Source organism: Pleomorphochaeta sp. DL1XJH-081 (assembly GCF_049310885.1).
Classification (GTDB): Bacteria; Spirochaetota; Spirochaetia; order Sphaerochaetales; family Sphaerochaetaceae; genus CAYZJV01.
Map to the genome: position 1 here is coordinate 13,244 of NZ_JBMDYO010000007.1, position 24,971 is coordinate 38,214.

The 24,971-nt window shown below is 46.8% G+C and carries 26 protein-coding genes; 6 read left to right on the plus strand and 20 right to left on the minus strand.

What is annotated here, in order from left to right; genetic code table 11:
• Window positions 1-364: 364 nt before the first annotated feature.
• Window positions 365-2,536: a heavy metal translocating P-type ATPase gene (locus ACODJP_RS11015; RefSeq protein WP_014271398.1), complete on the minus strand. Its 2,172-nt coding sequence runs from the start codon at window positions 2,534-2,536 to the stop codon at window positions 365-367.
• Between the two features lie 3 nt (window positions 2,537-2,539).
• Window positions 2,540-2,911, minus strand: a complete 372-nt coding sequence (locus tag ACODJP_RS11020; protein WP_014271397.1) for an ArsR/SmtB family transcription factor — start codon at window positions 2,909-2,911, stop codon at window positions 2,540-2,542.
• Window positions 2,912-3,213: 302 nt separating this feature from the next.
• Here ACODJP_RS11020 and ACODJP_RS11025 point away from each other — a divergent pair, with 302 nt between their 5' ends.
• A complete protein-coding gene (locus tag ACODJP_RS11025) occupies window positions 3,214-4,590 on the plus strand; it encodes a DUF4105 domain-containing protein (RefSeq protein WP_014271396.1) in 1,377 nt (458 codons plus the stop codon).
• A 24-nt stretch (window positions 4,591-4,614) separates the two neighbouring features.
• On the opposite strand, the gene ACODJP_RS11030 is transcribed toward ACODJP_RS11025, so the two are convergent.
• Both ACODJP_RS11030 and ACODJP_RS11035 read right to left on the minus strand, forming a co-directional pair.
• Window positions 4,615-5,085, minus strand: a complete 471-nt coding sequence (locus tag ACODJP_RS11030) for a hypothetical protein (RefSeq protein WP_014271395.1) — start codon at window positions 5,083-5,085, stop codon at window positions 4,615-4,617.
• Between the two features lie 32 nt (window positions 5,086-5,117).
• Window positions 5,118-5,513 (minus strand): hypothetical protein, encoded by a 396-nt coding sequence (locus ACODJP_RS11035; RefSeq protein ID WP_014271394.1) that lies wholly within the window; start codon window positions 5,511-5,513, stop codon window positions 5,118-5,120.
• 587 nt (window positions 5,514-6,100) lie between these two features.
• Between ACODJP_RS11035 and ACODJP_RS11040 the strand changes: the two genes are divergently transcribed.
• From ACODJP_RS11040 to ACODJP_RS11060, 5 genes are all read left to right on the plus strand, one after another.
• Window positions 6,101-6,367, plus strand: a complete 267-nt coding sequence (locus ACODJP_RS11040; RefSeq protein ID WP_422481444.1) for a hypothetical protein — start codon at window positions 6,101-6,103, stop codon at window positions 6,365-6,367.
• A 389-nt stretch (window positions 6,368-6,756) separates the two neighbouring features.
• Complete coding sequence (locus ACODJP_RS11045) at window positions 6,757-7,176, plus strand: hypothetical protein (RefSeq protein ID WP_014271392.1); 420 nt, start codon at window positions 6,757-6,759, stop codon at window positions 7,174-7,176.
• A complete protein-coding gene (locus ACODJP_RS11050; RefSeq protein WP_422481446.1) occupies window positions 7,173-7,334 on the plus strand; it encodes an SHOCT domain-containing protein in 162 nt (53 codons plus the stop codon). Before ACODJP_RS11045 ends, ACODJP_RS11050 begins: the two co-directional genes overlap by 4 nt.
• A gap of 53 nt (window positions 7,335-7,387) precedes the next feature.
• Complete coding sequence (locus ACODJP_RS11055; protein WP_014271390.1) at window positions 7,388-8,692, plus strand: recombinase family protein; 1,305 nt, start codon at window positions 7,388-7,390, stop codon at window positions 8,690-8,692.
• Window positions 8,680-10,704, plus strand: a complete 2,025-nt coding sequence (locus ACODJP_RS11060) for a recombinase family protein (RefSeq protein WP_422481449.1) — start codon at window positions 8,680-8,682, stop codon at window positions 10,702-10,704. The genes ACODJP_RS11055 and ACODJP_RS11060 overlap by 13 nt, the downstream gene beginning before the upstream one ends.
• A gap of 75 nt (window positions 10,705-10,779) precedes the next feature.
• Here ACODJP_RS11060 and ACODJP_RS11065 read toward each other — a convergent pair whose 3' ends face one another.
• The 16 genes from ACODJP_RS11065 to ACODJP_RS11140 all read right to left on the minus strand — a co-directional run bounded on the left by ACODJP_RS11065 (window position 10,780) and on the right by ACODJP_RS11140 (window position 24,941).
• A complete protein-coding gene (locus ACODJP_RS11065; protein WP_422481451.1) occupies window positions 10,780-11,115 on the minus strand; it encodes a SymE family type I addiction module toxin in 336 nt (111 codons plus the stop codon).
• A 173-nt stretch (window positions 11,116-11,288) separates the two neighbouring features.
• Window positions 11,289-11,627 carry an ArsR/SmtB family transcription factor gene (locus ACODJP_RS11070; protein ID WP_422481453.1) on the minus strand — a complete coding sequence of 113 codons (339 nt, stop codon included), beginning with the start codon at window positions 11,625-11,627 and terminating at the stop codon, window positions 11,289-11,291.
• Between the two features lie 146 nt (window positions 11,628-11,773).
• Complete coding sequence (locus ACODJP_RS11075) at window positions 11,774-13,549, minus strand: FAD-dependent oxidoreductase (RefSeq protein ID WP_422481455.1); 1,776 nt, start codon at window positions 13,547-13,549, stop codon at window positions 11,774-11,776.
• A gap of 4 nt (window positions 13,550-13,553) precedes the next feature.
• Window positions 13,554-14,741, minus strand: a complete 1,188-nt coding sequence (locus ACODJP_RS11080; protein ID WP_422481457.1) for an NADH-quinone oxidoreductase subunit D — start codon at window positions 14,739-14,741, stop codon at window positions 13,554-13,556.
• Window positions 14,735-15,271 carry an NADH-quinone oxidoreductase subunit C gene (locus tag ACODJP_RS11085; RefSeq protein WP_422481459.1) on the minus strand — a complete coding sequence of 179 codons (537 nt, stop codon included), beginning with the start codon at window positions 15,269-15,271 and terminating at the stop codon, window positions 14,735-14,737. Before ACODJP_RS11085 ends, ACODJP_RS11080 begins: the two co-directional genes overlap by 7 nt.
• Before the next feature lie 15 nt (window positions 15,272-15,286).
• A complete protein-coding gene (gene nuoB, locus ACODJP_RS11090) occupies window positions 15,287-15,937 on the minus strand; it encodes an NADH-quinone oxidoreductase subunit NuoB (protein ID WP_422481461.1) in 651 nt (216 codons plus the stop codon).
• A gap of 44 nt (window positions 15,938-15,981) precedes the next feature.
• On the minus strand, window positions 15,982-16,893 hold the full coding sequence (locus ACODJP_RS11095; RefSeq protein WP_422481463.1) for a respiratory chain complex I subunit 1 family protein: 912 nt from the start codon (window positions 16,891-16,893) through the stop codon (window positions 15,982-15,984).
• 4 nt (window positions 16,894-16,897) lie between these two features.
• Complete coding sequence (locus ACODJP_RS11100; protein WP_422481465.1) at window positions 16,898-20,140, minus strand: proton-conducting transporter membrane subunit; 3,243 nt, start codon at window positions 20,138-20,140, stop codon at window positions 16,898-16,900.
• Window positions 20,134-20,490 (minus strand): sodium:proton antiporter, encoded by a 357-nt coding sequence (locus ACODJP_RS11105; protein ID WP_422481467.1) that lies wholly within the window; start codon window positions 20,488-20,490, stop codon window positions 20,134-20,136. The genes ACODJP_RS11100 and ACODJP_RS11105 overlap by 7 nt, the downstream gene beginning before the upstream one ends.
• Window positions 20,487-21,200 (minus strand): hydrogen gas-evolving membrane-bound hydrogenase subunit E, encoded by a 714-nt coding sequence (mbhE, locus tag ACODJP_RS11110; RefSeq protein WP_422481469.1) that lies wholly within the window; start codon window positions 21,198-21,200, stop codon window positions 20,487-20,489. Before mbhE ends, ACODJP_RS11105 begins: the two co-directional genes overlap by 4 nt.
• Window positions 21,197-21,484, minus strand: a complete 288-nt coding sequence (locus tag ACODJP_RS11115) for a Na(+)/H(+) antiporter subunit B (protein ID WP_422481471.1) — start codon at window positions 21,482-21,484, stop codon at window positions 21,197-21,199. Before ACODJP_RS11115 ends, mbhE begins: the two co-directional genes overlap by 4 nt.
• On the minus strand, window positions 21,481-21,864 hold the full coding sequence (mnhG, locus tag ACODJP_RS11120; RefSeq protein ID WP_422481473.1) for a monovalent cation/H(+) antiporter subunit G: 384 nt from the start codon (window positions 21,862-21,864) through the stop codon (window positions 21,481-21,483). Before mnhG ends, ACODJP_RS11115 begins: the two co-directional genes overlap by 4 nt.
• A 1-nt stretch (window position 21,865) precedes the next feature.
• Window positions 21,866-22,126 carry a monovalent cation/H+ antiporter complex subunit F gene (locus tag ACODJP_RS11125; protein ID WP_422481475.1) on the minus strand — a complete coding sequence of 87 codons (261 nt, stop codon included), beginning with the start codon at window positions 22,124-22,126 and terminating at the stop codon, window positions 21,866-21,868.
• Window positions 22,119-22,616 carry a Na+/H+ antiporter subunit E gene (locus ACODJP_RS11130; RefSeq protein ID WP_422481477.1) on the minus strand — a complete coding sequence of 166 codons (498 nt, stop codon included), beginning with the start codon at window positions 22,614-22,616 and terminating at the stop codon, window positions 22,119-22,121. Before ACODJP_RS11130 ends, ACODJP_RS11125 begins: the two co-directional genes overlap by 8 nt.
• A 153-nt stretch (window positions 22,617-22,769) precedes the next feature.
• A complete protein-coding gene (locus ACODJP_RS11135; protein ID WP_422481479.1) occupies window positions 22,770-24,626 on the minus strand; it encodes a heavy metal translocating P-type ATPase in 1,857 nt (618 codons plus the stop codon).
• 12 nt (window positions 24,627-24,638) lie between these two features.
• Window positions 24,639-24,941 carry a hypothetical protein gene (locus ACODJP_RS11140; RefSeq protein WP_422481481.1) on the minus strand — a complete coding sequence of 101 codons (303 nt, stop codon included), beginning with the start codon at window positions 24,939-24,941 and terminating at the stop codon, window positions 24,639-24,641.
• Between the last annotated feature and the right edge of the window lie 30 nt (window positions 24,942-24,971).

A 24,971-nucleotide genomic window follows, 5' to 3' on the forward strand; every position in this document is an offset into this window, starting at 1 on the left:
CCATTCCCTTGGGCCCAAATGCAAACAGATTTAAATAATGACGAAACATATCGGAGATACCCGAGGCGAGGCAGTCTGTTATTGCCACTTGGATAGTTTTCCATTCCAGCAAAATACCCCTGCAGTTGTTTCATTCCGCCAAGGGGACTAGTCATTGCTGGCTCCCCCGTTGGCATCAGTTGTCAAAAATTATCAAAACCTATTCCTTTCGGATATTCAGTTATTACTGTTACAGCAATGATGATGAACCGTGGTATATGGAAACTTGTGTTCTAAATAGACACCTCGACCGCACTTCAATCTCACTGTGATTACATCTCATGCAAGCCAACGATGTTTCCGATACAATCATCGGCATCATGCATTACTTTGGTCCATCACCGATTCGTCGCGAATACCGCAACGTCCGTGTCGAGTTGAGGACAGCAAGCAGGGAGACCCCAACATCCGCGATGACCGCTTCCCACATGGTAGCGAAACCGACCGCACCGAGTGCCAGAAAGGCAAACTTGACTAGCAGCGCAAGGGAAATATTTTGCATGACCACCGACCGGGTATGTTTGGCGACACGTATCGCTGAGCCGATTCCGTTGACTTTGTCATCCATAAGAACCACATCGGCAGCTTCTATAGCCGCATCCGAACCGAGTGCGCCCATTGCGAATCCGACATCCGCACGCATAAGAACCGGAGCGTCGTTTATGCCATCTCCCACGAACGCCAATCGCTGCCCCTTCGGGAGCTCTTTAGAGAGTTGTTCGACAATCCTCACCTTATCTTCAGGTAGTAGCCCGGCATACCACAAATCAACTTTGACAACCTCGGCGACACTGCGAGCAACCGCTTCATTATCTCCAGTAAGCATCACCACCCGCTGTACACCGGCAGCCCTCAGGTCAGCTATAGCCTCGGCGGCTTCCGCTTTGATCTCATCAGCAATTACCAGATGCCCTACGTAGCTTTTATCCAACACCACATACACTACCGTTCCTTCCGCGTCGCAGTCGCCATGCTCAATGTTTTCACGGTGAAGGAGCCGATCACTGCCGGCCATAACCTTCCGACCCCCTACATGAGCGATCACACCATAACCCTTTTCCTCTTTAACATCAGTGATTGTCTCCATGTCGATGTTGTGTTTGTATGCTTCCCTTATTGATCGTGCAATCGGATGCGTCGAATGGGCTTCGGCGCTTGCCGCCAAACGAAGCACATCATCGGCGGTGAAGCCGTTTCTCGGCACCGTCTTTGTCACCTTAAAGACGCCCTTCGTAAGTGTTCCCGTCTTGTCGACGACTACTGTAGAGACATCCCTGAGGGCATCAACGTAGTTTGCTCCCTTGATAAGTATTCCTTTGCGTGACGCACCTCCGATACCCCCAAAATAACCGAGCGGTACCGAAATGACCAAAGCACAGGGGCAAGAGATGACAAGGACAACAAGAGCCCGGTAGACCCACTCACTCAAAACGGCACCCGGAACAAACAAGGGGGGCAAGAATGCGACCAACGCAGCAAGACCGACAACAATCGGTGTATAGACAGATGCGAATTTGGAAATGAATTTTTCTGTGGGGGCCTTGCGGGCGGCGGCGTCCTCCACTAGTTCAAGGATTCGGGAAACTGAAGATTCCTTGTATGGCTTAGTAACCCGGATCCGTATCGTTCCCGAGTCGTTCACAAAACCTGAAAGTACAGTATCACCAATCCCAACCGATCGCGGGACCGACTCACCGGTAAGCGCGGATGTATCAACAGCCGATTCGCCTTGGGTAACTTCCCCATCAAGCGGGATACGCTCTCCTGGCCGGACCTCGATAATCGCACCGACCTCTACAACGTCGGGACTGACTTCTCTCATTCCGTCGTCTGAGATAACGCGCGCGGAATCCGGACGGAGGTCCATCAAAGAGGATATCGATCTACGCGACCGACCGACAGCAAGGTCCTGTATGTACTCACCGATGGAATAAAAAAGCATTACCGCGACCGCTTCAGGTAACTCATGGATGGCAATAGCTCCCAATGTTGCAACGCTCATCAGGAACATTTCGTCAAACAGGCGACCTCGAAGAATATTCCTTCCTGCACTCAGCAGCACCGGTCCGCCGACGAGCAGATATGCGGAAAGGAGGACAACGTACTCGGCCACCTGATACTGCGTCGCATGAAGGGTCTCATTGAAGATGATTCCAGCTCCAGTAAGAACGAGGGCTAGCACCATACGTACAACACGCCAACCTGTATTTTCGTCATCTCCAGAAGTTCCGTTATGATCGTGGGAGTGGCCATGGTCGGTATGTGTATGTGAATCAACATTGATGCCAACGATTCGCGCATCCGGTTCAATTCGTGCGATCACATCTTGGGCAGTCTGTAGGCCGGATTCAGGAATAACAATCGACTCGGTTCCGAAGCTGACCGTCGCATCTTCAAAACCCTCTATCTTACGGAGTCCCGACTCGATCTCGTTCGCACACTGTGCACAATCCAGACCATTGATACGATACTTCTTCATATTTTCTTTCTTTGACATAGTTTAACGCTCCTCCTTATAGTGTTCTTGACTTGTCTTGATCAGAGCCAGCACATGCTCATCGTCAAGTGTGTAGAACACCTGTTTGCCTTCCCGTCGTGCTCGAACCAAGTGTCTCATCTTCAACAATCGCAGATGGTGTGAAATCGCTGGTGAAGACATCTCCAATAGATAAGCAAGATCACAAACACACAACTCTTGCTTGGAAAGCAAGAAAAGAATCTTCGTTCGCGTCTCATCGGCGAGTACGTGGAATAACTCCGAGAGCCCCAATACCTCAAAGAGCGAACTGCGAAGCTCACCCTCGTTATCCCTACAGTTTATGCTGTACTCTGAACATACATCTGGGTGTCGCTCAAGAATCTTTTGTTTCATAGAAGTTTCTCCATATCTACAACAATTAAATGTTTGTTTAATTGTAACAAGTCGTCCAGATATTGTCAACTGCACACGCTTGAGATGTGGCATTCTATGGAATCAAGACGTTTCTACCGGAAGCGACTATGGCAGAAAAGAAGGAAGCATAACGAGAAGCAGGTGGCAATCACTATCCATTGCATCCTACAAACTTGATGCTCTCTTATCTGGAAAGGTAATATCTTCACTGAACAACCACAAAGATTGATACTTCACCTCTCGATAATACAAAACAGGTTGTACTGTGCTATGATGCTCGTATGTCCAGCAGCCGGTTGTGTTCAATCTTTCTGGTGTTCCTCACCCTCTCTTCGCTCTTTGGCGCCTCGTTACGCCAAGAACCTATGTTCACTGATCCGTATGCGTCAGAAAAACTTCTGGAAGGTAGAAACTTTCTGCGGGACCTGGCACCTGGTGAAGCCGAACCTGTGAAGGATTTGCGAATCTCGTTGGTGACAACGGGTCGGGGCGATCCGCTTTATAGTTGGTTCGGCCACTCGGGACTTGTGGCCACAAACACAAGTAACAACAAAAGCGTGATGTATGATTATGGAATTTTCAACTTCAAAGACGATTTCTACCGTACATTCGTGCTTGGTCGGCTCAGTTATGAGGTCTGGGCGACATCCACCCCGGCACGCATCGATCTCGCCATCAAAGAAAATAGGGATATGACCGAGATTATTCTTGACCTTCCTCTTTCAGCACGACTCGAGGTACTCAAATTCTTGAACTACAACATCCAGGAGGGTCCTAATACCTACCTGTATCATCAGTATGAGGAGAACTGTTCGACGAGGCTCCGCGATATTATCGACAAAGCGACTGACGGCCAACTTCGGGCTTGGTCCACCTCAATCCCAATGGAGGAGACGATTCGCATGCTCGTCGGTCGGTATACCCGAACAAACCCAGCAATCGAATGGATCCTTGACTTTCTCCAAAGCGGCTCGATTGATAAACCCATAACCCTATGGGAGGCTATGTTCCTCCCGCAAATTTTCGAATCGGCGCTCCTCGGGTTCACCTACATCAATACAGAGGGCAATGTTATGCCGTTGACCACCGGACGTCAAATCCTGAATATGGCAACTGGGGGGATACGGGAAAGGCCACTCGATTCCTGGACAAGTTATACCATTCGGTTCACCTTGTTTGGAATCGGCACCGCGATACTGACCATCCTCCTTGGAGGGTTCCAGAAGACTCAGTTCCCGATTCCGTTGCGCCGCGCACGACGATTCGTCTACGGTACAATCAATTTCCTTTTATACACTACAGGAGGTGGGCTGGCTCTCTTGCTTACGTTCATGATGATTGTCAGCAACCATGATGTGACTTACTTCAATGAGAACATCATTTTTATCAACCCGTATCTCATGTTGATGGGAATTCAGGCACTTCGCGGAGGATTCGGCCACAACCGCCCCCTCGTTCGATTCCGCCGGGCCAACATGTTGATGGTAATCATCACCATAACCTGGATGGTGATGAAGTTGGTATTCATCGACCATCTGATCCAGCAGAATTGGCATATTGTGCTCACCGTTCTCCCGCTCTATTTGGCAAATAGCACTATACCGTTCGAGCGACTCCTCATTCCTCGCCACCGTACCATCGACGATTCCGATTCCTAAACTATTGTCCCCTTTGTCCACCTGCTATGGTGGAGCAGTTTTGTTACGTGTCTGTGATATTAGTAATTTCTTGACCAGAGGGCTGGTTATATCTTGCTCGGACACAAGCACCATTGGATTTCTAGCTTGTTCGGCCCGTAATGTATTGGAAGCAATCTCCTGGATGTCTTTGTCTTTAATCTCAATATCTGGATTGTTGAAAATAGCTGAACGTTCTTCTTCTGCTTTTCTACGTCTTTCAAGATCATCAAGGGATGATTGATTTTTCCATAGCTCATACTTGGTGAATTCCACCTCGGGTAAAGGTATCTTCTTGATTAACTGTCCAAGGCTGATTTTCCTCCAGTAACCTCTCGGAGGAACAGGAACCTTGAGCCTCTCACATAATTTTGCCAGCCCTCTTCCTGATATTCCAAATTCTTCGGCCAATTTCATCATAGGTTTTGACCAAACAGCCCTATACAAATCCTCACGTGATTTGATTTCCTCAGACATCCCATTCCCTCCATAATCAGACATCAGGTTTTTTAATGCTTGAGTCTATTTCTTCTTTCTTGGATTTCCTTAATAGTCACTTGCTTTCCATTACCATCTAAGTACTTTCCATTATCGGATCTCCAGAAAACCAAGTCATTCGGATAGTCGGGTTTATCATTATGCCGAAAGCCATTGATTGAAAAATGCAATGCTTGTTCAACCGAGGGATAACTATGCAAATCCCGATAAGGATCAAATTGGCCGGGACCCCAGAATGCATAGTTGCACTTACCGGTAAACATACCATCCTTGAGTGACTGTAAAATCTCCACCTTAAGATCTTTGGGTGCCCTATAATATTTGATGTAATAAGTAGTCACCAATTGTTCGATCTCATTAATACCCGAAAGGCTTACAATTTCTGAATAATCGATTGTGCTTTTCATATTTGAACCATCCTTTAATAGTAGACTATGGTAACACTATGAGGCCATCACAGTAATTGTCAATCAACCAAGAAAATAATGCAGCTGTTTTGGGATACGATAACCGTGTTACCCATTCCTGAGTCCTTTGGATGAGCAATCATTACCTTATTTTTTGGAAAGCTTATGGAAGAACACATAGGACGAAATGAACTTATTCCACATCAGTTTTGGTCATTACTGGATACTTGATGTGAAGCTGTCAGCGGTATGCGATGATTGCTGTTCATTTGCTATCATGACAGTGACAAGAAAGCGGACTCCTTCTGTATAGTCGAATAAGTATCTTTCACCTATGCTGAGGATTACCAACTTTTCTCTTTATAACGTTTTATCAAGTTGACTTACATCCCACTTGTAGGAATGTATAGACCAACAAATTAAACGAGGAGAAGGTAATGACTGATCAACAATCAACGCAGATTACGAACATGAGAGAAAGTGGCTTTGGATATTCTACGATTGCAAACCAAATAGGGCTTCCAAAGGAATGCGTAAAATCTTATTGCAGGACTCACGGACTTACGGGGAGGAGATCCTCCTCGCATGTGGATAAGGAAGTGGGTAACAACACTTGCCGAACTTGTGGGAGATACTTGCAGCACACTCCTGGAAAGAGAAAGAAACAGTACTGCTCGGATGCTTGTCGTATGGATTGGTGGAATGCGCATCAGGACAAGGTGAAGCGAAAAGCATACTATTCGTTCACATGCGCCGAATGTGGTAAGACCTTCAGCTCATACGGAAATGCAAAAAGAGTCTACTGCAGCCATTCTTGCTATATCAAGGCTCGTTTTTCCAAGAGGGAAAAGTAGCAGGGGTCCCAAACTTCGATTAAGGAAACGAACCTTAAATCAGTTGCTAGGGATTTTGTTGAAACTATCCAAGGAATAGTATTCTTTGGAATCGTGTTTGGCCGGTTTTTACCGGCCAATCTTTTTAATTACTCCCAGCAATTACCATACCAAGTAAGAGTTGTTAAGCATCTCCCAATTTCACGAATCCTCTTCATTATCGCTGATTCAGCTCTCAACCTCAAATTTCAAAACCCAATGATTCCTGCAGATTACTCCAATGTAGTTCATCAGAGTAAGCCATAAGGATTGGAGCAGAAGATTGACGATAGTTCTCTTGTTCCCTTGCCATTCAGGGGCTTCAAAAAACTTCAGGGGTACGGTTCTCCGGTATCAAGCAGGAGAACACAATGACTGAAAAAGAAACTACACAAATCACTGAAATGAGAAATGATGGTCTGGGATACACCACCATCGCATCAAGGCTCGGGTTATCCAAGGATTGCGTCCGGTCCTTCTGTAGAACCCACAATCTCAGGGGTAGGAGATCTCCTAGCCATGTTCCTCAAGATCTGGGAAAAGATTATTGCAAGACCTGTGGTAAACGTTTGGAGCATACTCCCGGCAAAAGGAAGAAACAGTACTGCTCGGATGGCTGTCGCATGGACTGGTGGAATGCCCATCAGGATCAGGTGAAGCGTAAGGCCTTCTACCAATTCACCTGCGTTTGCTGCGGCAAATCATTCTCGGCATATGGGAATGCCAAACGCAGTTACTGCAGCCACGAGTGCTATATCAAAACAAGGTTCAAGAAGGAAGTAAGCAAATGACAAAAGAGCAGTTCAAGGCAGAGGCCGATTACCAGATGGCTCTTTTGCTCATCAAGAATCTGTTTGCTCAGGGCCTGTTGACTGACGAGGAATTCAAGACTGTCCAAGGAAAACTCATTGTTAGATACCAGCCAATAATTGGCAATCTATCTCCTTGACATGACTTGATTTAATCTCAATTCGTAGGGATGTATAGACCTAGGAGGAACCAGTGAGAACAATTAAGCTGATACAAAAACCAAAGCAACTGGCAACCAAAAATCGAAAAAAGCGAGTTGCAGCCTATGCACGGGTCTCTACGGTACATGAACGACAAGAGCATTCGCTTGAATCCCAGGTCGATCATTACAAGAGACTGATTCAAGCTAATCCTGAATGGGAATACCAGGGGATCTACATTGATGATGGCGTCTCTGGAACACAGATATCTGGCAGAACGCAATTCCAAGAACTCATCACCAAATGCGAGCAAGGCATGATTGATATTGTGCTGACGAAATCGATATCGCGATTTGCCAGAAACACGGTCGACTTGCTTGAGACTGTAAGGCGGTTGAAGGAACTCAACATCGATGTCAGGTTCGAGAAAGAAAATATTGAAACAATCTCGAGTACAGGAGAATTCCTTCTGACCGTCTTGGCATCATTTGCTCAAGAGGAAAGCAGAAGTACTTCTGAAAACCTCAGGTGGGGAGTCAGAAAGCGTTACGAGAAGGGAATCAGCCTGCATCACCGCGTCTATGGATACCGGTGGACCGGCAAGGAGCTCGTCATTGAACCGATGACCGCAAAGGTAGTGAGAAAGATATTCAGGGATTATCTGAAGGGAAAGTCGATGAAACGTATTGCAGACGAACTGAACAATCGTTCCATCCTACACTTTGGGAAACCTTTCAATGATGTGGCTATCCATACCATTCTACACAATGAGCGTTATATCGGTGATACCTTGCTCCAGAAAACGTATTGCGTGGATTTCATGTCCCAGCCCCGGAAGAAGAATCGCGGGGAGCATCCCATGTACTATGTCGAGGATACGCACCCACCGATCATCAAGCGGGAAATATTCGAAGCCGTCTCGAGAGAGATTGACCGTCGAAGGGAACTCGGGGTGTACAACATGCCCAAGGTGAGTCGGCGTTGTTTCACCGGTAAAATCATCTGCGAGAAATGCGGAAACAACTATATCAGGACCTACAAGACACCAACCAATGCGAATTGGAGATGCAAATCCAACCGAAGAGATGGAATCAAAGGATGTAGGAGCATCGGTATCAATGAGGAACAGTTGAAGATCCTGTCCAATTTCATGTTGGGGATCGACGAGTTTGATGAGCAAGCCTTTTACAAGGAGGTGGATCACATCTCCGGTGATGGAGAGGGCTCATATACCTTCCATTTTCGTGATGGACGGCAAATCAACCGGTTCTGGCCTTCCCGGGAAAAAGCCTATAAGGCAGCAATCGATAGAAGAAGAAAAACCAATGACAACGGAGCGCATGCATGGCAAAGGTAAGGATAATTCCAGCAAAGAAAATCATAACAAACAATCGCAACAACCCCCATTCAACGAAAAGAAGGGTCGCCGGCTATGCCCGGGTTTCAACAGACAGTGATGAACAGTTCACCAGTTATGAAGCCCAGATCGAGTACTATACCGAATTCATCAAGAGTCGTCCTGATTGGGAATTCATCAAGGTCTATACCGATGAAGGCGTGAGCGGGACCAGCACCAATCGCAGGGAAGGCTTCAAGCAGATGATAAACGACGCTCTGTTGGGAGAGATCGATCTTATCGTCACCAAATCGGTCAGCCGGTTTGCCAGAAATACCGTTGACAGTCTGACCACCATTCGCATGCTCAAGGAGAAGAATGTCGAATGCTACTTCGAGAAGGAAAATATTTGGACCTTCGACGGCAAAGGTGAATTATTGATAACCATCATGAGCTCAATCGCACAGGAAGAAAGCCGGTCGATCTCCGAAAACACCACATGGGGTAAGCGAAAGCAAGCCAAGGATGGCAAGGTTTCAGTTCCCTACAGCAACTTCCTTGGATATGACAAAGGACCTGATGGAAACATGGTCGTGAATGAGGAACAAGCCGAATTGGTAAGGCTCATCTACGCTCTATTCCTTCAGGGAAAGAGTCCGAATGGGATCGCCGAGATTCTCACCGAGAAAAACATCCCCTCACCCGGACGTGGGAAACAATGGGTTTCCTCCTGCATAAAGAGTATCCTGCAGAATGAAAAATACATCGGAGATGCTTTGTTGCAAAAAAGCTTCACCGTAGATTTCCTCACCCATAGGCAGAAGGTGAACGAAGGTGAGGTACCTCAGTACTATGTGGAAGACCATCATGAACCGATCGTATCCAAAGAAATGTTTGCTCTAGTCCAAACCGAGATGAAACGGCGCGATGGAATGCCTGGCAGACGAAACCGCAGGAGAATGCTTTCAGGACGAATCCTCTGTGCCCAGTGCGGATCTTGGTTTGGAGAGAAAAAATGGCATCCAAACAGCAAGTATCAGAAAGTGGTTTGGCAATGCAATGGAAAATATGATAAGGCACACTCCCAATGCACCTCAGGCAATCTGATAGAACAGGATGTCCAGAGAATGTTCGTGATAGCGGTCAACAGACTACTGAAGGATTCATCCAGCATCCTTGAAACACAGAAACTTGTCTACGACACGGTTTTTGATACCGCTGGTCTGGAAAGGGAAAGGACGGCACTCATAGCTGACATGAGTGTTACAGCCGAACTCATGGAGCGTATGTCGAGCGGAGAACCCAGCTCAAGATCCAATGGATATACCCATACTCAAGAGTATCAAGCACTACAGATACGTTATGAGCAGGCTGAGAAACGCAAAGAGGATCTCGACAATACTATCCAGGACAAGATAGCCAAAAAAGCACTTGCAACTTCATTCTTCGATAACCTCAAGAAGCAGAATAGCCAGGTCGTGCGGTTTGATGAGGACCTATGGAGCGGGCTGGTTGACCATCTCAAGGTGCATTCTCCAAATGATGTCCGATTCATATTCCGCGATGGATCTGAAATCAAGGTGGACTTATCCGAAGAGGAAAAGAAACGCCCTCCTCTCACAGAGAAACAGATGACTGAGATCAGCAGTCTTCGGCGAGAGGGAATGTCTTATGCGAAGATCGGAGAAAAGCTGAATCTTCCTCGTGGACAGGTTCGCAGCTTCTGCCTTTCCAGAACATTGGAAAATGAGGCAGCAGTACAAGAAGATGGAGAGCATGTGCTCTGCAAGACTTGCGGGAAAGAACTTGAACACACCCCCGGTTTTAGGAAAAAGATTTTTTGCTCGGACGGATGCAGGCAGGATTGGTGGAATCGGTATGCAAAATTCAAAGCAGGCGAAGGACGGGCTACAAACAAAGTTACTTGTCAAAACTGTGGCGAGACGTTTGTGACCTACGGCATCAACCGAAAATATTGCTCCCGAAAGTGTTATTCCGAGCACAGGGGGCAAGAAGGAGATTCAAGGGACTGACCTCTGCTTTTTAGAAAAATCATGTAAGGCAGGTTTTGCATCAGCATAGCCTGCCTTCAGTTATCTGATTGATTGCTATCGTGCATCAGAGGGCTTGTCTTCCAATCGGATAATCAGACAGCCTTTCTGGCATTGGACATTGATTTCCTGACCAACAGAAAAGCCAAGCTGTTCAAGCCATTTCCCCTGCAATCTTATTGCTGGAACAGCCTGGTATTTATAGCCGCTTTGGGCACAGATCTTCAGCTTTCGGTGTGTTTTAGTCTCCAAACGATATTGTTTGATGGTGCCAAAACGTGGCTCAGGATAGGTGATTTCATCAAGCACGTTATCAAGATTACCCCGATCCGCTCTCGAGTGAAGATCCAATATTGAAAAGACTTGCATCAATTCATCATCTTGATAATTCATGGCGACCTCCCCTACTTAAGCCATAGCAATACACAGTTAACTCGTTACAATATATAGAGTTAGAAATACAAACGTCAATAAGGACAGAATTCAAATTATTCATAGACACTCCTTTACCGGCATCCCATTATGGGCTGTGGTACCCATACTACGGCTGGAGCACTACTTTTGCTTCAAACATCCCCAAACAGTTCCTCAAGTTTGTGAATCAATTCCCGTATCCGATTGTCTTTGAGCGTATAGATAATCTGCTTGCCTTGTCGTTCTTTGCTGATGTACCCGGCAAGTGTCATGATTTTCAGCTGTTGGGAAACATTTGAGCTCCGACTCTCACTTACCACCATTAGTTCCGATACAGAGAACGGGCCCCTTTCCAGAGCACAGAGGATATGGAATCGGACTGGATTGGCCATGATAGACAACATCTTTTCCACCAATGCACATTGGTCCTTATCAAACTTTTCCTTCACTTCGTTCAATAATTGGGTTTTATCGTTATCGTGCTGCATCATCACTCCAAGATAGATCACATAACATTGCCGACCAGTTATTCATGTCGGACACATACAGCGGCATGGTACCCCATTGAGTTGTGTTTGTCCATTTGCCCCATAAAAGGTGTTGCAACTTTTTTATCTGCCCTCGCTTCGTTTGGGTATTATTCAGCTATGTTGTTCAGGTAGATATCGATCCCTTTTGCCGCCGAGTGACCATTGGCAATCGCACTTATGGCATCGCGCTTTGGGTTTGTAATATCTCCCCCGGCATAGATTTTGGGTATCGCTGTCCGATGGAATTCATCGACTTCTACCGCACCCCGTGATCCCAACAACTTAGATACCATATCTTCTGGAAGATAAGAAAAATCCCCTGATTGACCGATTGCGGGAATGACCGTATCACAAGCAACCTCGAACTCCGACCCCTCTATCAATACTGGTTTGGGTCTTCTTCCCGGACCATCGGAAACCATTTCAGCCTCTCCCCAAAAAAGCTTCAGTCGAGTATGGTCACCCTTCTCTATCCTCAATGGAATTGCCTGCACGATTATATCGCACCCCTCTCCACGAGCTTCATGTATCTCTTCACTATCGGCCGGCATATCGACCTCTCGGCGTCTATAAAGAACGGTTACGTCCGCTCCATAACGACGTGACGTCCGTGCCGCATCCATTGCAACGTTTCCACCACCGACTACAACTACCGATGATCCAATCTCGGGTTTCGTACCATTCGTAACATCAGCGAGCATCTTGAGCGGAGACATCACACCGGGCAAGTCCTCTCCTACAATATCCAATGCATACGGATTAGTAAGCCCGGTGGAGAAGAATATCGCATCATGTTTTCCATAGATCTCCATGAAATCGATATCGATCCCGATCCGGACATCCTGCTTGAATATGACCCCTAAAGATTCAATGAACGCTATATCCTTTTCAACTTGGTCATAAGGTAAACGATATTCTGGAATACCATAACGAAGCATACCACCGGCCTTCTCATTCGCATCGAAAATCGTAACTGCGTACCCGAGCAACCGTAGGTAGTATGCGGCACTCAAACCTCCAGGACCCGATCCGATTATCGCGACACTTTTACCATTATCCGGTTCACATTCCTTCAGGATGGAACCATAGTCTCCCAGATAGATTTGATCTACTATGTAGCGCTTCAACCATCGTATGGAAAGAGCCTCTCCCTTATGCTTCATGGCACATACGTATTCACAGGCATGAGAACACACCCGTCCACAAGAAGCAGGTAGAGGATTGGCTTGGTATACGATCTTGAGCCCCTCTACCATATCGTCATCACGGATTGCCTTGATATAATCTGGAACCCGCATATGTGCAGGACAAGTGGCTACGCAGAGACCACACGAAATACAACGGTCTGCTTCTGCCTTAGCCTGTTTAGTAGAGTATCCTTGTACCATCTCTACAAAACTCTTTCTACTCTCCTCGAATGACAACATCGGCATAGGTACCCGTTGTCCCTCAAGCAAATCGTATCCTTCAGCGCGATGATATCCAAGTTCACTCGTATTCCAAGAGGTTTCATCAAAACCTGGAGTAAAACGATACACTTCAGGATCGTCGTCTACCCAAAGGTATTCATTGCTCATACCCAAGGATCCTGAAGGACAGATATCTACGCAGAGTGCACACCAGCAGCAGCGTCCATAATCAATTCGAGGACGCAAGCCAGAATCTCCATGCTGGGTCTCTTTCACCGGAACCATATCGATCGCCGCATTTTGACAAATTTCTTCGCATGTTCCACACCCGATGCATGTGTCGATATCATTCTTGTGGAATCCCCGATAACGGGGAGCACCTGGTCTGCTCTCAATGGGCTTCTTATTCGTATAGGGTTTTTCAAATACCCGTTTCCACACGGAAAACGGAGCTATGATATCCTTTAAACTCATCTACTTACCTCTCTATCTCGGGCGGATACGTGTGCAGGGAAACCATGAGCCCTGCGGTATCGGCAATATTCACATGTACCGCAAGTTTCTCCATCAATGTGACCGCATGGGTATAGCTTGGTCCCCTGACGTAGACCCTTCTCGGTAACTCGGAGCCATCGGATACCATGAAAAATCCATACTCTCCTCGAGTACATTCAGCTCTCCTGTAGGTTTGTCCTGCAGGAATCTTCCAGTGCAACACATTCGGCAATCTTTGGAAGAATGGACCTGAAGTCGGCATTCCTGACACTATCTGACGAATCAAATCAATCGACTGTCTTGTCTCTCGAAGTCTCACCCAAGTCCTCGCATAGGCATCCCCGCCCTCTTCGGTAACCACCGTGAAGTCGAGTTTATCGTACACAAGATAGGGAGTATCCTTCCTAATATCTCTTGTAATCCCACTTCCCCGTGCATTCGGTCCAGTGATTCCATACTCATCTACTATCGATGGTGTGATTATCCCAAGCCCTTTGGCCCGTTTCTTGAAAACAGCATTGTGCATCATTACCAGTTCGACATCATCAAGTACTTTTTCGATCTGTTCGAGAGTCTTCTCTACACGGAGGGCAAAACCAGAGGGCAAGTCGGATCGCACTCCACCAGGAATTATATACATATGATAGATCCGGCCTCCGCTGAGTTCTTCGAACAGGTCGAGTACATAGTCTCTCATGGTGACTGTCCATTGTCCTATCGTAGCCATTCCAAAAGCTCCCGCCTGTCCTCCGATCCACATGAGGAATGAGGCGAGACGCGCCATCTCCAAGGTCAAAGTTCGATACCAGATGGCCTTCTCAGGCACTTCAATTCCGGCTAATTCCTCCGTACATTCAGCAAAAAGATATTCGTTGAAATCGGGCTCGGGAACACAGATCCTGCACACGAGTGGAAAACACTGGATATACCGTCGGCGTTCCATCAGTTTCTCGAATCCACGATGGAGATATCCGACATGGGTCTTGCACTCGATCACCTCATCACCGCAGACCGTCAGCTCGAGTGACATGTTACCGGTAATACCGGGATGTTGCGGTCCCTGCCAAATTTTCAGATATTTCCCACTATGCAAGTCGTATCGACTCTTACCATCTTCGGCATTCACAGGGGGAAACTTGCCTCTTGGGTCGTGTGTAAGCATTTCTACCATGTCTGGGCCTCACTGGGATACAAATTCTCTTTCATATATTCGGTAGTATCGTGGGTGACTCTCCCAGGTCTTGGGAAATAGGTATTCTCAGAATAGGCCTTGGTATCGAACTCACGTCGCATTGGTGGAATCCCGGTCCAACCCTCCAATATGAAATTGTCATCGACACCGGGACTTCCAGGAAAATCGATACCGAACATCTCCTTCAGTTCCCTCTGGTAAGTCGTTGCATGAGGCCAGAGGTGATGAATAGATTCCATGCTTGCACCATCTCGAGGGATATCGACCTGCACACCAATATCCGATTGCTTGGTAAAGTTGTGTACCATATACGTGAGTCTGAATACTGCGTCTTCGATGTAATCGATCGCAGTTAAAAACACGAGATGCGTATATCCTTGGATATCCCTCAGATGGGTGATGAAAGAGACTGCATCCGCTGCCTGCACACTAATGAATTCCAACCCTGTTCGTTGCCGACCCGACTGGATATTATCTTGTACTGTCTTATTCGTATTTTCAATCGTCACTCCCAAACCCCTTTTTTACCAGTTGTAGTCCGGCATATTCCAATCATGGATAATCTGTTTCTGGTTCGCCTTGTACCAATCGAAATCATCAACATATTTATTCATACCTTCACACTTTCCTTCCCGGATCATCTGCTTCAATCTGATGAAACCACCAAGCAAAGCCTCTGGACGAGGCATACATCCGGCGATATAGACATCGACCGGTATGTAATGGTCAATCCTATTAATCGTATTGTAGCTGTCCCAGTACATGCCTCCATTGATAGTGCAACTTCCCAAAGCGAGGACAAACTTCGGCCCTTGCATCTGTTCATAACTCCTGACAATTCTTTTCAGCGTCTTAACCGATGCATAACCACCAATGATGAAAACACAGGATTGTCGAGGCGTAGGACGGGCTTGTATTCCATACCGGTACATGTCGAACCGTGATGTCATGAGAGGACGAAGTTCAATAGCTCCACACCCCGTCCCGAATCCGAGAATCCATAAAGATTGTGAGCGTGCCCAGTTAGCAAAGGTCTCCATGATTCCCTTGTATGGTTCTACACGTTGGGGTCTCACATCACAGAAGTAGGCTTTATCACTATCTGGAAGACCACTATTGGCCAATCTCAACTGCTCAGACAATTGCTCCAACTGCCTATCTGTGTCTGATCCCATTGTATGCTCTCCATCCATATTCGATCCTCCCAATCCCAAAGTCTTTACAGCATCTGAAGTACGACAGCGGCAATTCCAATGAGTGTGGGAATTCCCAAGAAAAATCGGATCGACTGGTCGGTCCGAAACCGCGGAAACGATGCATCGATAATCACCGTGTAGAGGTAGATTATAAAGGTCTTGATCACCATCACCCCTATATGTGTTGCTCCACCAAAGTAGAGATTCATGAACAATACCAATTTGGCACCATTGAAGATGGCTCTATTAGTTTGGAGCATCCCAAGAAAACTCGATTGCATCTCTGTAGGTGGGCCTATCGGAATTTCCTGGGGAGCTATGACAACACTAAAAGGATTTCCCATCGACATACCGAGGAACGAAATCATTCCAGCGATCATTGCAAGAGGATTAGTAAAGGCAATCCAATTAAAGATACCTCCCTGTTGTACAGCAACTAATTCGGTAATGGAGAGGGTCTGGTATTGTGCTGCTATGGAGATCACCGATAAGGCGAAGGGAACTTCGAATGCTGTCATCTGAGCCAAACCACGGGAAACTCCGAGTGGACTGTATGGATGCCCACTTTGTCCAGCCCCCAAAGCCATGCCCAATTGTCCGAAGAAAATAAAATACATGACCAGTAAGAGGTCGCCTGAGAAAGAGAAATTTGAAAATATCACCGAGCCATATACAGCGGGGATGAACAGGTATGTCCCTAAGCCTCCTGCCAATCGGAAGACAGGTCCAAGGTAAAACATCACACCATGGTATATTCCTGTTCGCTTGAAATTATTTTTCAGGATATCGATATAGGGTTGCCAGACCGGTTGTCCGACCCTTCCCTGCACTTTGGCACGTACCCTGGCCATGGTCCCCCCAAGCAATAATCCATAATTGGTAATCACGAATAGAGAGATGATGGTGTAGCCGGCCTTTACCAATAATTCATTCATATGTTCACACCCCTCTTTGGACTAGCAACAATAGGATACTGAAATAGAGTACGATCCAGAGCACATAGGTCTGGATATTGCCACTGTAGAGCCGGCGGATCATACCACCGAACACATCTGCGATAGAGACTATCCGATGCCAGAACCGGGTCACACTTGGATGTAGGAGAAAACCCAACGCCTTCTCATAGGGAGAGAAGAAATTGTATCCGAAATGGGTAGTCTCAGGACGGTAGGGACGTTCCGCAGCATATACGATATTGAACTGTCCAACCTTCTGAGTATGTTTCCTTTGTACTATCAACAACCAGGCAAGGGGTACGATGAAAACACCCATAGTCACATACATGACTGCCGTTCCATTCCAGTATCCTAGTGTGGAGAGCACCGTATACCCCGACCACTCCAAGGTCCGTTCGAAATAGGGAGCTACAGCTGCCTCGAGCGGTTTGAGCAATACTGTTGGATACATGGAGATAATCATGATACCGACTATGCCTATAATCTGGGGAATAAGTATCGGCAGTGGAGCCTCTTTGATATCCCGATGAGCATCTTTCAATTGACCAAGGAATATCGTATGGATGAGTCTGAAAAGATAGAGGAATGCAATCCCGCTAGCAAACATCGCAAGCGCTGCCTGTAAATACCACCCCTTCTCGATCAATGCAGTATAGAGCATCCACTTGGCTCCAAAACCCGTCAGAGGAGGAACTCCTGATACAGCAATAATACCAATCAAAACCGTTAAGAATGTGAGGGGCATCCGAGAGATCAGTCCACCCATCTGGTACATCATTCTTGTCTTTGTACGATACACTACACCACCTATTGCTATGAAAAGCATCCCTTTGAACAGAGCATGTGTGATTGCAAGATAGAGACTGTTCATCCAACCGAGTTGAGTCATAAGGGCGAAAGAGAGCAACATATAACCCACCTGCCCCATAGAGGAGTAAGCGAGTGTGTACTTGATATCCTCCTTGAACAATGCCAAAAATGCACCAGCGAAGGCGGTACATGCACCTAACCATCCCAGAAGATGGGAGAATGTAAAACCAGTGAACAGATCTGCCAGGCGCCCTTCTTGCAGGAGTTCGGGAGAGAATACCTGTTGGGCAAATAGGCCGGCAAAAACGAACATCATCAGAAGACCAGCTTTGCTCAAAATGGAAGAGAAGAACGTGGACAGATCGTCATCTGCCTCTGCATAAGCAGCTGGCAACCAGATATGGAATCCCAACGCTCCCATCTTGATCAAGAAGCCGATACCGAGCAATACGGTACCGATGGGACCCGATTCCAACGCCAGACCAGCAAGAATACTGAATGCACCAGATAAAGAGAACACCAGATACCTCAATGAAGCCCCAGAGGCATGTTTGCCCCGGACTACCAAAAAGAATGAGGTGATAGTCATCAATTCCCAAGAGAAAAAGAACTCCAACGAGGAATTTGCGAACAATAGGTTCCCTAAGGAAAAGACCAAAGCAACCAACATACCGGCTAGTGCGCGATGCACTCCGCGACGGATGAATAATGGTATCATTTGCACAGCTGAACCAACGATGAACAACAATCCGAATATCAAAGCGATACCATGCAATCGTGGGATGAATACCAAGGCATATCCGATCGTTGCCAAGAAAGCCAGACCAATTTGCAACCTGAAAGGAACACCCATCATATCGAGGAGTGTCCAGAGTACCAACGCTAGCAAAGGAAGGAGAAGAACCATCCCATGCAAGTCCAAGGAGGTTCCAATGAACATCAAGGAGAGAAGAAGACCACTTGCCGATAGTAAACACGCTGAAAGGACAGGGGCGATGAATCCTCCCGAAGATTTCAAATTTGAGGAAAAGATAGGGGCTCCGGTTACAATTTCTTGGAAATCGGAAGGAATTTGTTCATCGTGGATAGTTCCTGGATCTTCAGATGATTTCTGTACCGACAGGAACCACTTGAAAAGATACGCCGATTCTACGAGTGATCCGAACAGGATCACGAAAGCCCATCCATACAATTGTTGTGTAATAAGCGTGGTAACCAACAAGAACTTCGCCCAGAATGCCGGAAATGGAGGAAATCCCGCTAAAGCAGAAGTGAGAACCCCCTGCACTCCGATTCCAGCTCCATGAAGACGATGGCTACCCTGTCGACGTATGCTCGCAAGGGATGTCTGGTTTGTGACACCACTCATCCAGAATAAGCCGGTTTTGCTCAACAGGTGGTTTGCTACCAAAAGCAAGATCACAAAGAACATCCCCTGTGATAACACAGTTCCCCCTATCTCCAGACCAAGCCCTCCCAGACCAACAACAAGAACTAACAATCCCACCTGTCCGATTGAAGAGAAGCCCAACATCCGACGTATGGAATCCTGTTTGTAAGCAACGAATTGTGATGCAATGAAGGTCACACCTCCACTAATCGCGATTGTGTTCAGAAGCCGAATATCCAGAAGTGGTGTGATCTTATACAGAACGAAAATAAACGCGGTTGCACTGGTACCACTGATCAAAGAGGAGACATTCGGATCGGCTGCCTGATAGACATCGGCACCCCACCCATTAGCGGGAAAGGGTTTTAATTCGATTAACAGCGATATCACCATAAGAAAGAGCGCAGTAATTCCCACTTTTCCTTCTAAGAGATGTTTTGAAACTACCATTTCATCCAGATTCAACGTACCGGTTATCCTGTAGAGAAAAACGACTCCTATAAGGAACAATGCAGAGGAGATACCTCCAGCAACCATCAGTTTTATACCGGCTTCAAAGGAATTACCCGTTCTGGTGGTGGCAACCAGTGCATAGAGAGATAAAGAGGAGATCTCCATGAACACGAACATGTTGAACAAATCCCTTCCCAATACCAGTCCATTCACCCCCAGCACTAGCGTCATGAGGAGTATCTGTGAAGAACCTTCCCACGCTTTGGAGGATCTGCGAATCGCGTATAATGCACTCAGAAGAGCCCCTCCGTTAATAATCAAGAGAACAAGGGCTTCCTCGACTCCCAACCGAAGATTGATCGATAGCGGGGCTGTGAAGCCAGCAGTGTGGAAAACCACCGTCTGCATCGTACTGAAATCCAACGCGAGTAGCCAATGAATTGGAAGAGCTACTGTCAGAACGAGAACCGAAGTCACCAGTAACCGACCGGCTTGATCACTTCGGCGACCGATGAGCGGATGCAGAAAAGCAGAAGCCAAAAGTACTGCAATGAGATATAGTGGATTTACCATTTCAACTCCTTCAGCTCATCTGCAGCCAAGCTACCTCTCGAAGCATGTAATCTGATGGCAAAACCAAGCATCAATGCAGTAACCGCAAGACCGATAACAATTGCGGTCAATACCAAGGCGGAGGGAATTGGATCGACTACATTACCAATCGCCCCTTCTACTGCAAGCCCTTCATCGAAAATCGGTGCAGTCCCCCCAGGGATATATCCGATAGCTACCATCACCACATGGACACCAGTATCTAAGAGAGAGAAACTAATGATCATGCGAAAGATATCTCTTCTTGTCATCAAGCCCCAAAAACCAATACAGACAAGGAGAAACCCTATCGTGAGTACCATATGCATCATGATTGGCACCTCCTCATCGAATCGATGATTCCGGTCAACTCAGAACCGACTTTGATTCCTACCAGAATGTAGATGAGGGGAATTGCACCAGCACTGAAAAGCTGTCCGAATTCTCCTGCAGGGAGGAATCTGGGATCAAGGAATCCTGCCGCCAACCAAAGACCGAGCAAGCCTACCGCTACATAAGCTGCTCCAGAGAAGGCTTCGGCCCTCTTTAACAGCACATGGTTGAGTTGGATTCGACAATCTGAGAACAAGAGGAGCAGGAATGCTGAAGCTAGTACAACACCACCTTGGAAACCTCCACCAGGAGTTAGGTGTCCATTTAAGAAGATATAGATTCCGAACAGGATTAAAAGGGGAAACAGGAAAGCTGCACCAGTAGCTAACAATTCCGATCCTTGTCTCCTTCCCTCCTCCACCAGATCGTCATCCCTCTTCTGGGAAGTTGGATGAGTGGAGCCCAAAAGTGTAGTCACACCGGTAGTGGCCGTAAAAAGTACGAGAATCTCTCCCAACGTATCCAATCCACGATAACTTACTACCACCGATGTTACGAGATTGGCTGCTCCCAATTCTTCAGCTCCCTTTCCGACATAGTGTTCAGCGGTATTCGTCAGGGTAGAGGCTTCGGATAGTTGGGTTGCCAGCGGAAAGAATCCCAAGGCAATCGCGACCAAGGCAATAACAATGATTAAACGCTTCATCATAACTTCTGGTCCTCCGACTCGTCGATTTGAGGATCTCTCTTCTCTTGAGAACGTTGCTGTATCCTTGACCAAGAGAACAAAAATACCACCGTCGTCAGAGCAGAACCAATTGCAGCCTCGGTCATAGCGACATCCGGTGCTCCCAATAACAAATAGATGAGACTTGCCACCAGGGAGACAGAACCGGCTGCAAGAATTGCTGATACCGTATCTTTCAGATGTAGTGCAGCAATTGAACCAATGATCATTACCAACCCAAAGAGTGCGACTAATATCAGATTCATGTCTTGCTCCCCATTGCTTCTCCAGAGTTTTTCATGGAGTGCGATTCATCATCGGCAAGGTCATCCCTGACTGATGTTCCCGAATACTGTGGAACTATTGGACTTTTGCCGATGAAGTGGAGAGCTCTTGCAAGTACATGGGATGAGAGTGGATTTGTAAGAAATACAAACAGTGTTAACATGAACAGTTTGGTCCACCATGAGGGGTGAGCCATTCCGATCCCGATGAAGAATAATAGGCTTCCCAACGTTGTCGCCTTGGTTCCCGTCTGCATACGATTATAGGTATCGGGCATTCTGATTATCCCGATCGCGGCCAAAAGGAGAAACAGGGCTCCTACCAGAGAAAATAATGATCCTATGATAGCTAATGCTTCCATGTCACAGCCCCCTTTCCATATATCTAGCGACCGCAATCACGCCGAGGAAGCTGATCAGCCCATATACAAGGGCTACATCGAGGTAGATCACTCGTCCCAACAGATGTGCTAAGAATGCGATAGCCGAAAGAGCCATGATGGTCATTGCATCAAGTGCCACTACCCTATCTCCAAGATCAGGGCCCACGATAATCCGGATAAAGGCTATAAGCATGGATACCAACATGATCGCCCCAGCGATGATAAACAACGTATTAGCCAAAGATAACCTCCAGATATTTCTCAAACTGAGTCACGATTTTCGCTGTTGCTGAATCGACATCATCGGCTGTCACAGAAATCCAGTGGACATACACATCTTTGCCTTTGGTTTCAACGGTAATAGTACCGGGGGTGAGGGTTATGGAATTCGCAAGTACCCACCTACCCAATCTTGACTGCAACTTCGTTGAAACCTTCACGATACCGGGCTGGATGGGGATCACCGGTTTTATTACTCGTAATGCGACATCGATATTCGCCATGAGTATTTCTTTCAATAACAAGATTATATAGAGAAGGAAATACAGAATCCGTTTTGGAGCTAAAGGAATTTCCCTATACACGGATAAGCCAGGTAAGGGTAAAGAAGCCAGCAAGAACACCAGCACAATACCCACTACAACATCCTGTAGCGCTAGCGGAGCCATGAGAGCCAACCATACAAGAAACAAGACACCCATTGCTTTCAATCGGACAACAAAACCTTCCATCACAGATCCCTTCTATGGGGAAGTGATGGATTGGACCCATCACTTCATTTTATCATTTTAGAACATGTTAAGTTGTTAAAATGTAGATGTCAAGAATTTTTTATCTATTAACAAAGGAGCGCATATCCAGAAGGAACTTGAGTAGAGTGTTGGTTATCTACCCTTCAGACGATAGCTAAGGAGTCTCATCCCATTGAGAATAACGACTAGGATGCTCGCTTCATGGACCAACATCCCTATGGACATATTCATCCATTCACTGAAAAACACACTGAACAGAAGAATTAGCACTACACCAACAGCAATTGCTATATTCTGACGCATATTGTTAGCAGTGGCCTTTGTCAGCCCCAGAGCATGAGGCAAACGACTAAAATCGGAATTCATGAGTACGATATCGGATGTCTCTATAGCGACATCGGTACCATTACCCATGGCTATTCCTATCTGGGCTAGCGCTATCGAGGGACTGTCATTAACTCCATCGCCTACGAATGCCACGATTCGACCTTCAGATTGCAACTTCTTGATATACTCCGATTTATCCTGGGGCAGCATATTGCCATGAGCTTCGGTAAGATCCAATTCCTGCCCTACCAAGTCAACTGTTCCCTGGTTATCACCCGATAAGACTACCAGATGCTTCACTCCCAGCTTTCTCAACTTTCTAAGATCGTTGCCCACATCGTCACGTATGCGGTCACGGATTCCCATGACTATGGCAAGATGGCCATCGACAGCAGTGAGTACTATGGAATCTCCCCTCTTCTCGAACCGGAGGATATCTTCCAATGCGCTGTCGGGTATGTGCACACTTTCTTGGGACATCAACGTCCTATTGCCTACCACAACCCTATGGCCATCGACCATGGCGCTAATTCCACCACCTTTGACAACATCGGTGTTTTCAACCAGAAAGGTCGTCTTGGAGTCGATAAAATCGACAATAGCTTTCGCCAGCGGGTGATCGGATTCTTTCTCCACACTGGAAAGATACCCTAGAGCGATTTCGGTATCGTTACTATAGAACTCTGTATCGGCTACCTGCGGGTTACCCATAGTAAGGGTTCCTGTCTTGTCAAAAACGATGGTATCGACCCTACTAAAATCGTGGATTACCTCACTCCCTTTCAACAACACTCCATGACGGGCTCCATTTCCTATGCCTGCTACATTGGATACGGGAACTCCGATCACTAAAGCACCGGGACAGCCCAAGACAAGAATGGTTATTGCCAGCTCCAGATTCTGAGAAACCAACCATACGATAACAGCCAAGGCCAGTACAGCAGGTGTATAATACTTGGAAAACCTATCTATAAACCTCTCCGCTTCCGATTTGGAATCCTGAGCCTCTTCAACTAATTCGATAATCTTGCCGAAGGTGGTATCTTCGCCAACGCGATCAGCTACAATCTGGAGCGTCCCATTTTCCAAGATGGTCCCTGCAAATACCTTCGCATCACGCTTCTTGCCTACCGCAACTGATTCACCGGTTATACTGGCCTCATTGATATGGCCTTCACCCGAAAGGACTGTGCCATCTACCGGAACCTTGGCTCCGGTTTTTAACAGAAGAATATCCCCTACATCGACAGAATCGACATCGACCTCTTCGTAGTCACCGGCATCTGTCTGCTTTAACGCACTCTCGGGAACCATTTCGGTCAACTCTTTGATCGCACTGCGGGTCTTGTTCAAGGTACGTTGTTCCAAATAGGCTCCAAAGAGGAAGAGAAAGGTTACTATCGCAGATTCCTCGAAATTCCTGAGAAAAAAGGCTCCGACAACCGCAACCGTGACAAGAACATCAATGCTGACGATCCGTACCTTCAAGGCTTGGTATGCCTGTATACCGATAGGCGCCACTGCAATCACAGAGGCTATCGCCAACGACCACATGGCGATCACTTCATTACCAAATCCCAGGTCGCTGGTAAAACCGACCACGATCAACAACGCACTGACTGCAGTTATCCAGTTCTTTTTCCCCAGTATAAATCTTTGCATGACTACCTCACTCTACCTTCGATAGGCTTCGTCGATCTCTTCCAACATCCGGTATACTGCCTCATAGCTTTCACACACATCCTCAGGTACCAGATAATTATGTGAGATTTCGCGTAATTTTGAAAACTCTTGATCCAATTGGACATTATCGGTCTCAGATTGCTGTATTTTCTCGACGAGCACATCGAACACAGCACGGATTTCATGAAATTCAGGATGATTACCGCCATGGACCCGTGCGACTACGGGAACATACTGCTGCAGTGTCTTGAGATACCGATCCTTTGCCTGGTCAAATGATATATTGCTTGACATATGAACTCCTTCTTCCCAATGGTTTGTACA

Bases quoted from the DNA above. Each gene is read 5' to 3' on its own strand.
- ACODJP_RS11015 (WP_014271398.1), bottom strand. From the start codon at position 2,536: ATGTCAAAGAAAGAAAATATGAAGAAGTATCGTATCAATGGTCTGGAT.
- ACODJP_RS11020 (WP_014271397.1), bottom strand. From the start codon at position 2,911: ATGAAACAAAAGATTCTTGAGCGACACCCAGATGTATGTTCAGAGTAC.
- ACODJP_RS11025 (WP_014271396.1), top strand. From the start codon at position 3,214: ATGTCCAGCAGCCGGTTGTGTTCAATCTTTCTGGTGTTCCTCACCCTC.
- ACODJP_RS11030 (WP_014271395.1), bottom strand. From the start codon at position 5,085: ATGTCTGAGGAAATCAAATCACGTGAGGATTTGTATAGGGCTGTTTGG.
- ACODJP_RS11035 (WP_014271394.1), bottom strand. From the start codon at position 5,513: ATGAAAAGCACAATCGATTATTCAGAAATTGTAAGCCTTTCGGGTATT.
- ACODJP_RS11045 (WP_014271392.1), top strand. From the start codon at position 6,757: ATGACTGAAAAAGAAACTACACAAATCACTGAAATGAGAAATGATGGT.
- ACODJP_RS11050 (WP_422481446.1), top strand. From the start codon at position 7,173: ATGACAAAAGAGCAGTTCAAGGCAGAGGCCGATTACCAGATGGCTCTT.
- ACODJP_RS11060 (WP_422481449.1), top strand. From the start codon at position 8,680: ATGGCAAAGGTAAGGATAATTCCAGCAAAGAAAATCATAACAAACAAT.
- ACODJP_RS11065 (WP_422481451.1), bottom strand. From the start codon at position 11,115: ATGAATTATCAAGATGATGAATTGATGCAAGTCTTTTCAATATTGGAT.
- ACODJP_RS11070 (WP_422481453.1), bottom strand. From the start codon at position 11,627: ATGATGCAGCACGATAACGATAAAACCCAATTATTGAACGAAGTGAAG.
- ACODJP_RS11075 (WP_422481455.1), bottom strand. From the start codon at position 13,549: ATGAGTTTAAAGGATATCATAGCTCCGTTTTCCGTGTGGAAACGGGTA.
- ACODJP_RS11080 (WP_422481457.1), bottom strand. From the start codon at position 14,741: ATGGTAGAAATGCTTACACACGACCCAAGAGGCAAGTTTCCCCCTGTG.
- nuoB (WP_422481461.1), bottom strand. From the start codon at position 15,937: ATGGGATCAGACACAGATAGGCAGTTGGAGCAATTGTCTGAGCAGTTG.
- ACODJP_RS11095 (WP_422481463.1), bottom strand. From the start codon at position 16,893: ATGAATGAATTATTGGTAAAGGCCGGCTACACCATCATCTCTCTATTC.
- ACODJP_RS11100 (WP_422481465.1), bottom strand. From the start codon at position 20,140: ATGGTAAATCCACTATATCTCATTGCAGTACTTTTGGCTTCTGCTTTT.
- ACODJP_RS11105 (WP_422481467.1), bottom strand. From the start codon at position 20,490: ATGATGCATATGGTACTCACGATAGGGTTTCTCCTTGTCTGTATTGGT.
- mbhE (WP_422481469.1), bottom strand. From the start codon at position 21,200: ATGATGAAGCGTTTAATCATTGTTATTGCCTTGGTCGCGATTGCCTTG.
- ACODJP_RS11115 (WP_422481471.1), bottom strand. From the start codon at position 21,484: ATGAATCTGATATTAGTCGCACTCTTTGGGTTGGTAATGATCATTGGT.
- mnhG (WP_422481473.1), bottom strand. From the start codon at position 21,864: ATGGAAGCATTAGCTATCATAGGATCATTATTTTCTCTGGTAGGAGCC.
- ACODJP_RS11130 (WP_422481477.1), bottom strand. From the start codon at position 22,616: ATGGAAGGTTTTGTTGTCCGATTGAAAGCAATGGGTGTCTTGTTTCTT.
- ACODJP_RS11135 (WP_422481479.1), bottom strand. From the start codon at position 24,626: ATGCAAAGATTTATACTGGGGAAAAAGAACTGGATAACTGCAGTCAGT.
- ACODJP_RS11140 (WP_422481481.1), bottom strand. From the start codon at position 24,941: ATGTCAAGCAATATATCATTTGACCAGGCAAAGGATCGGTATCTCAAG.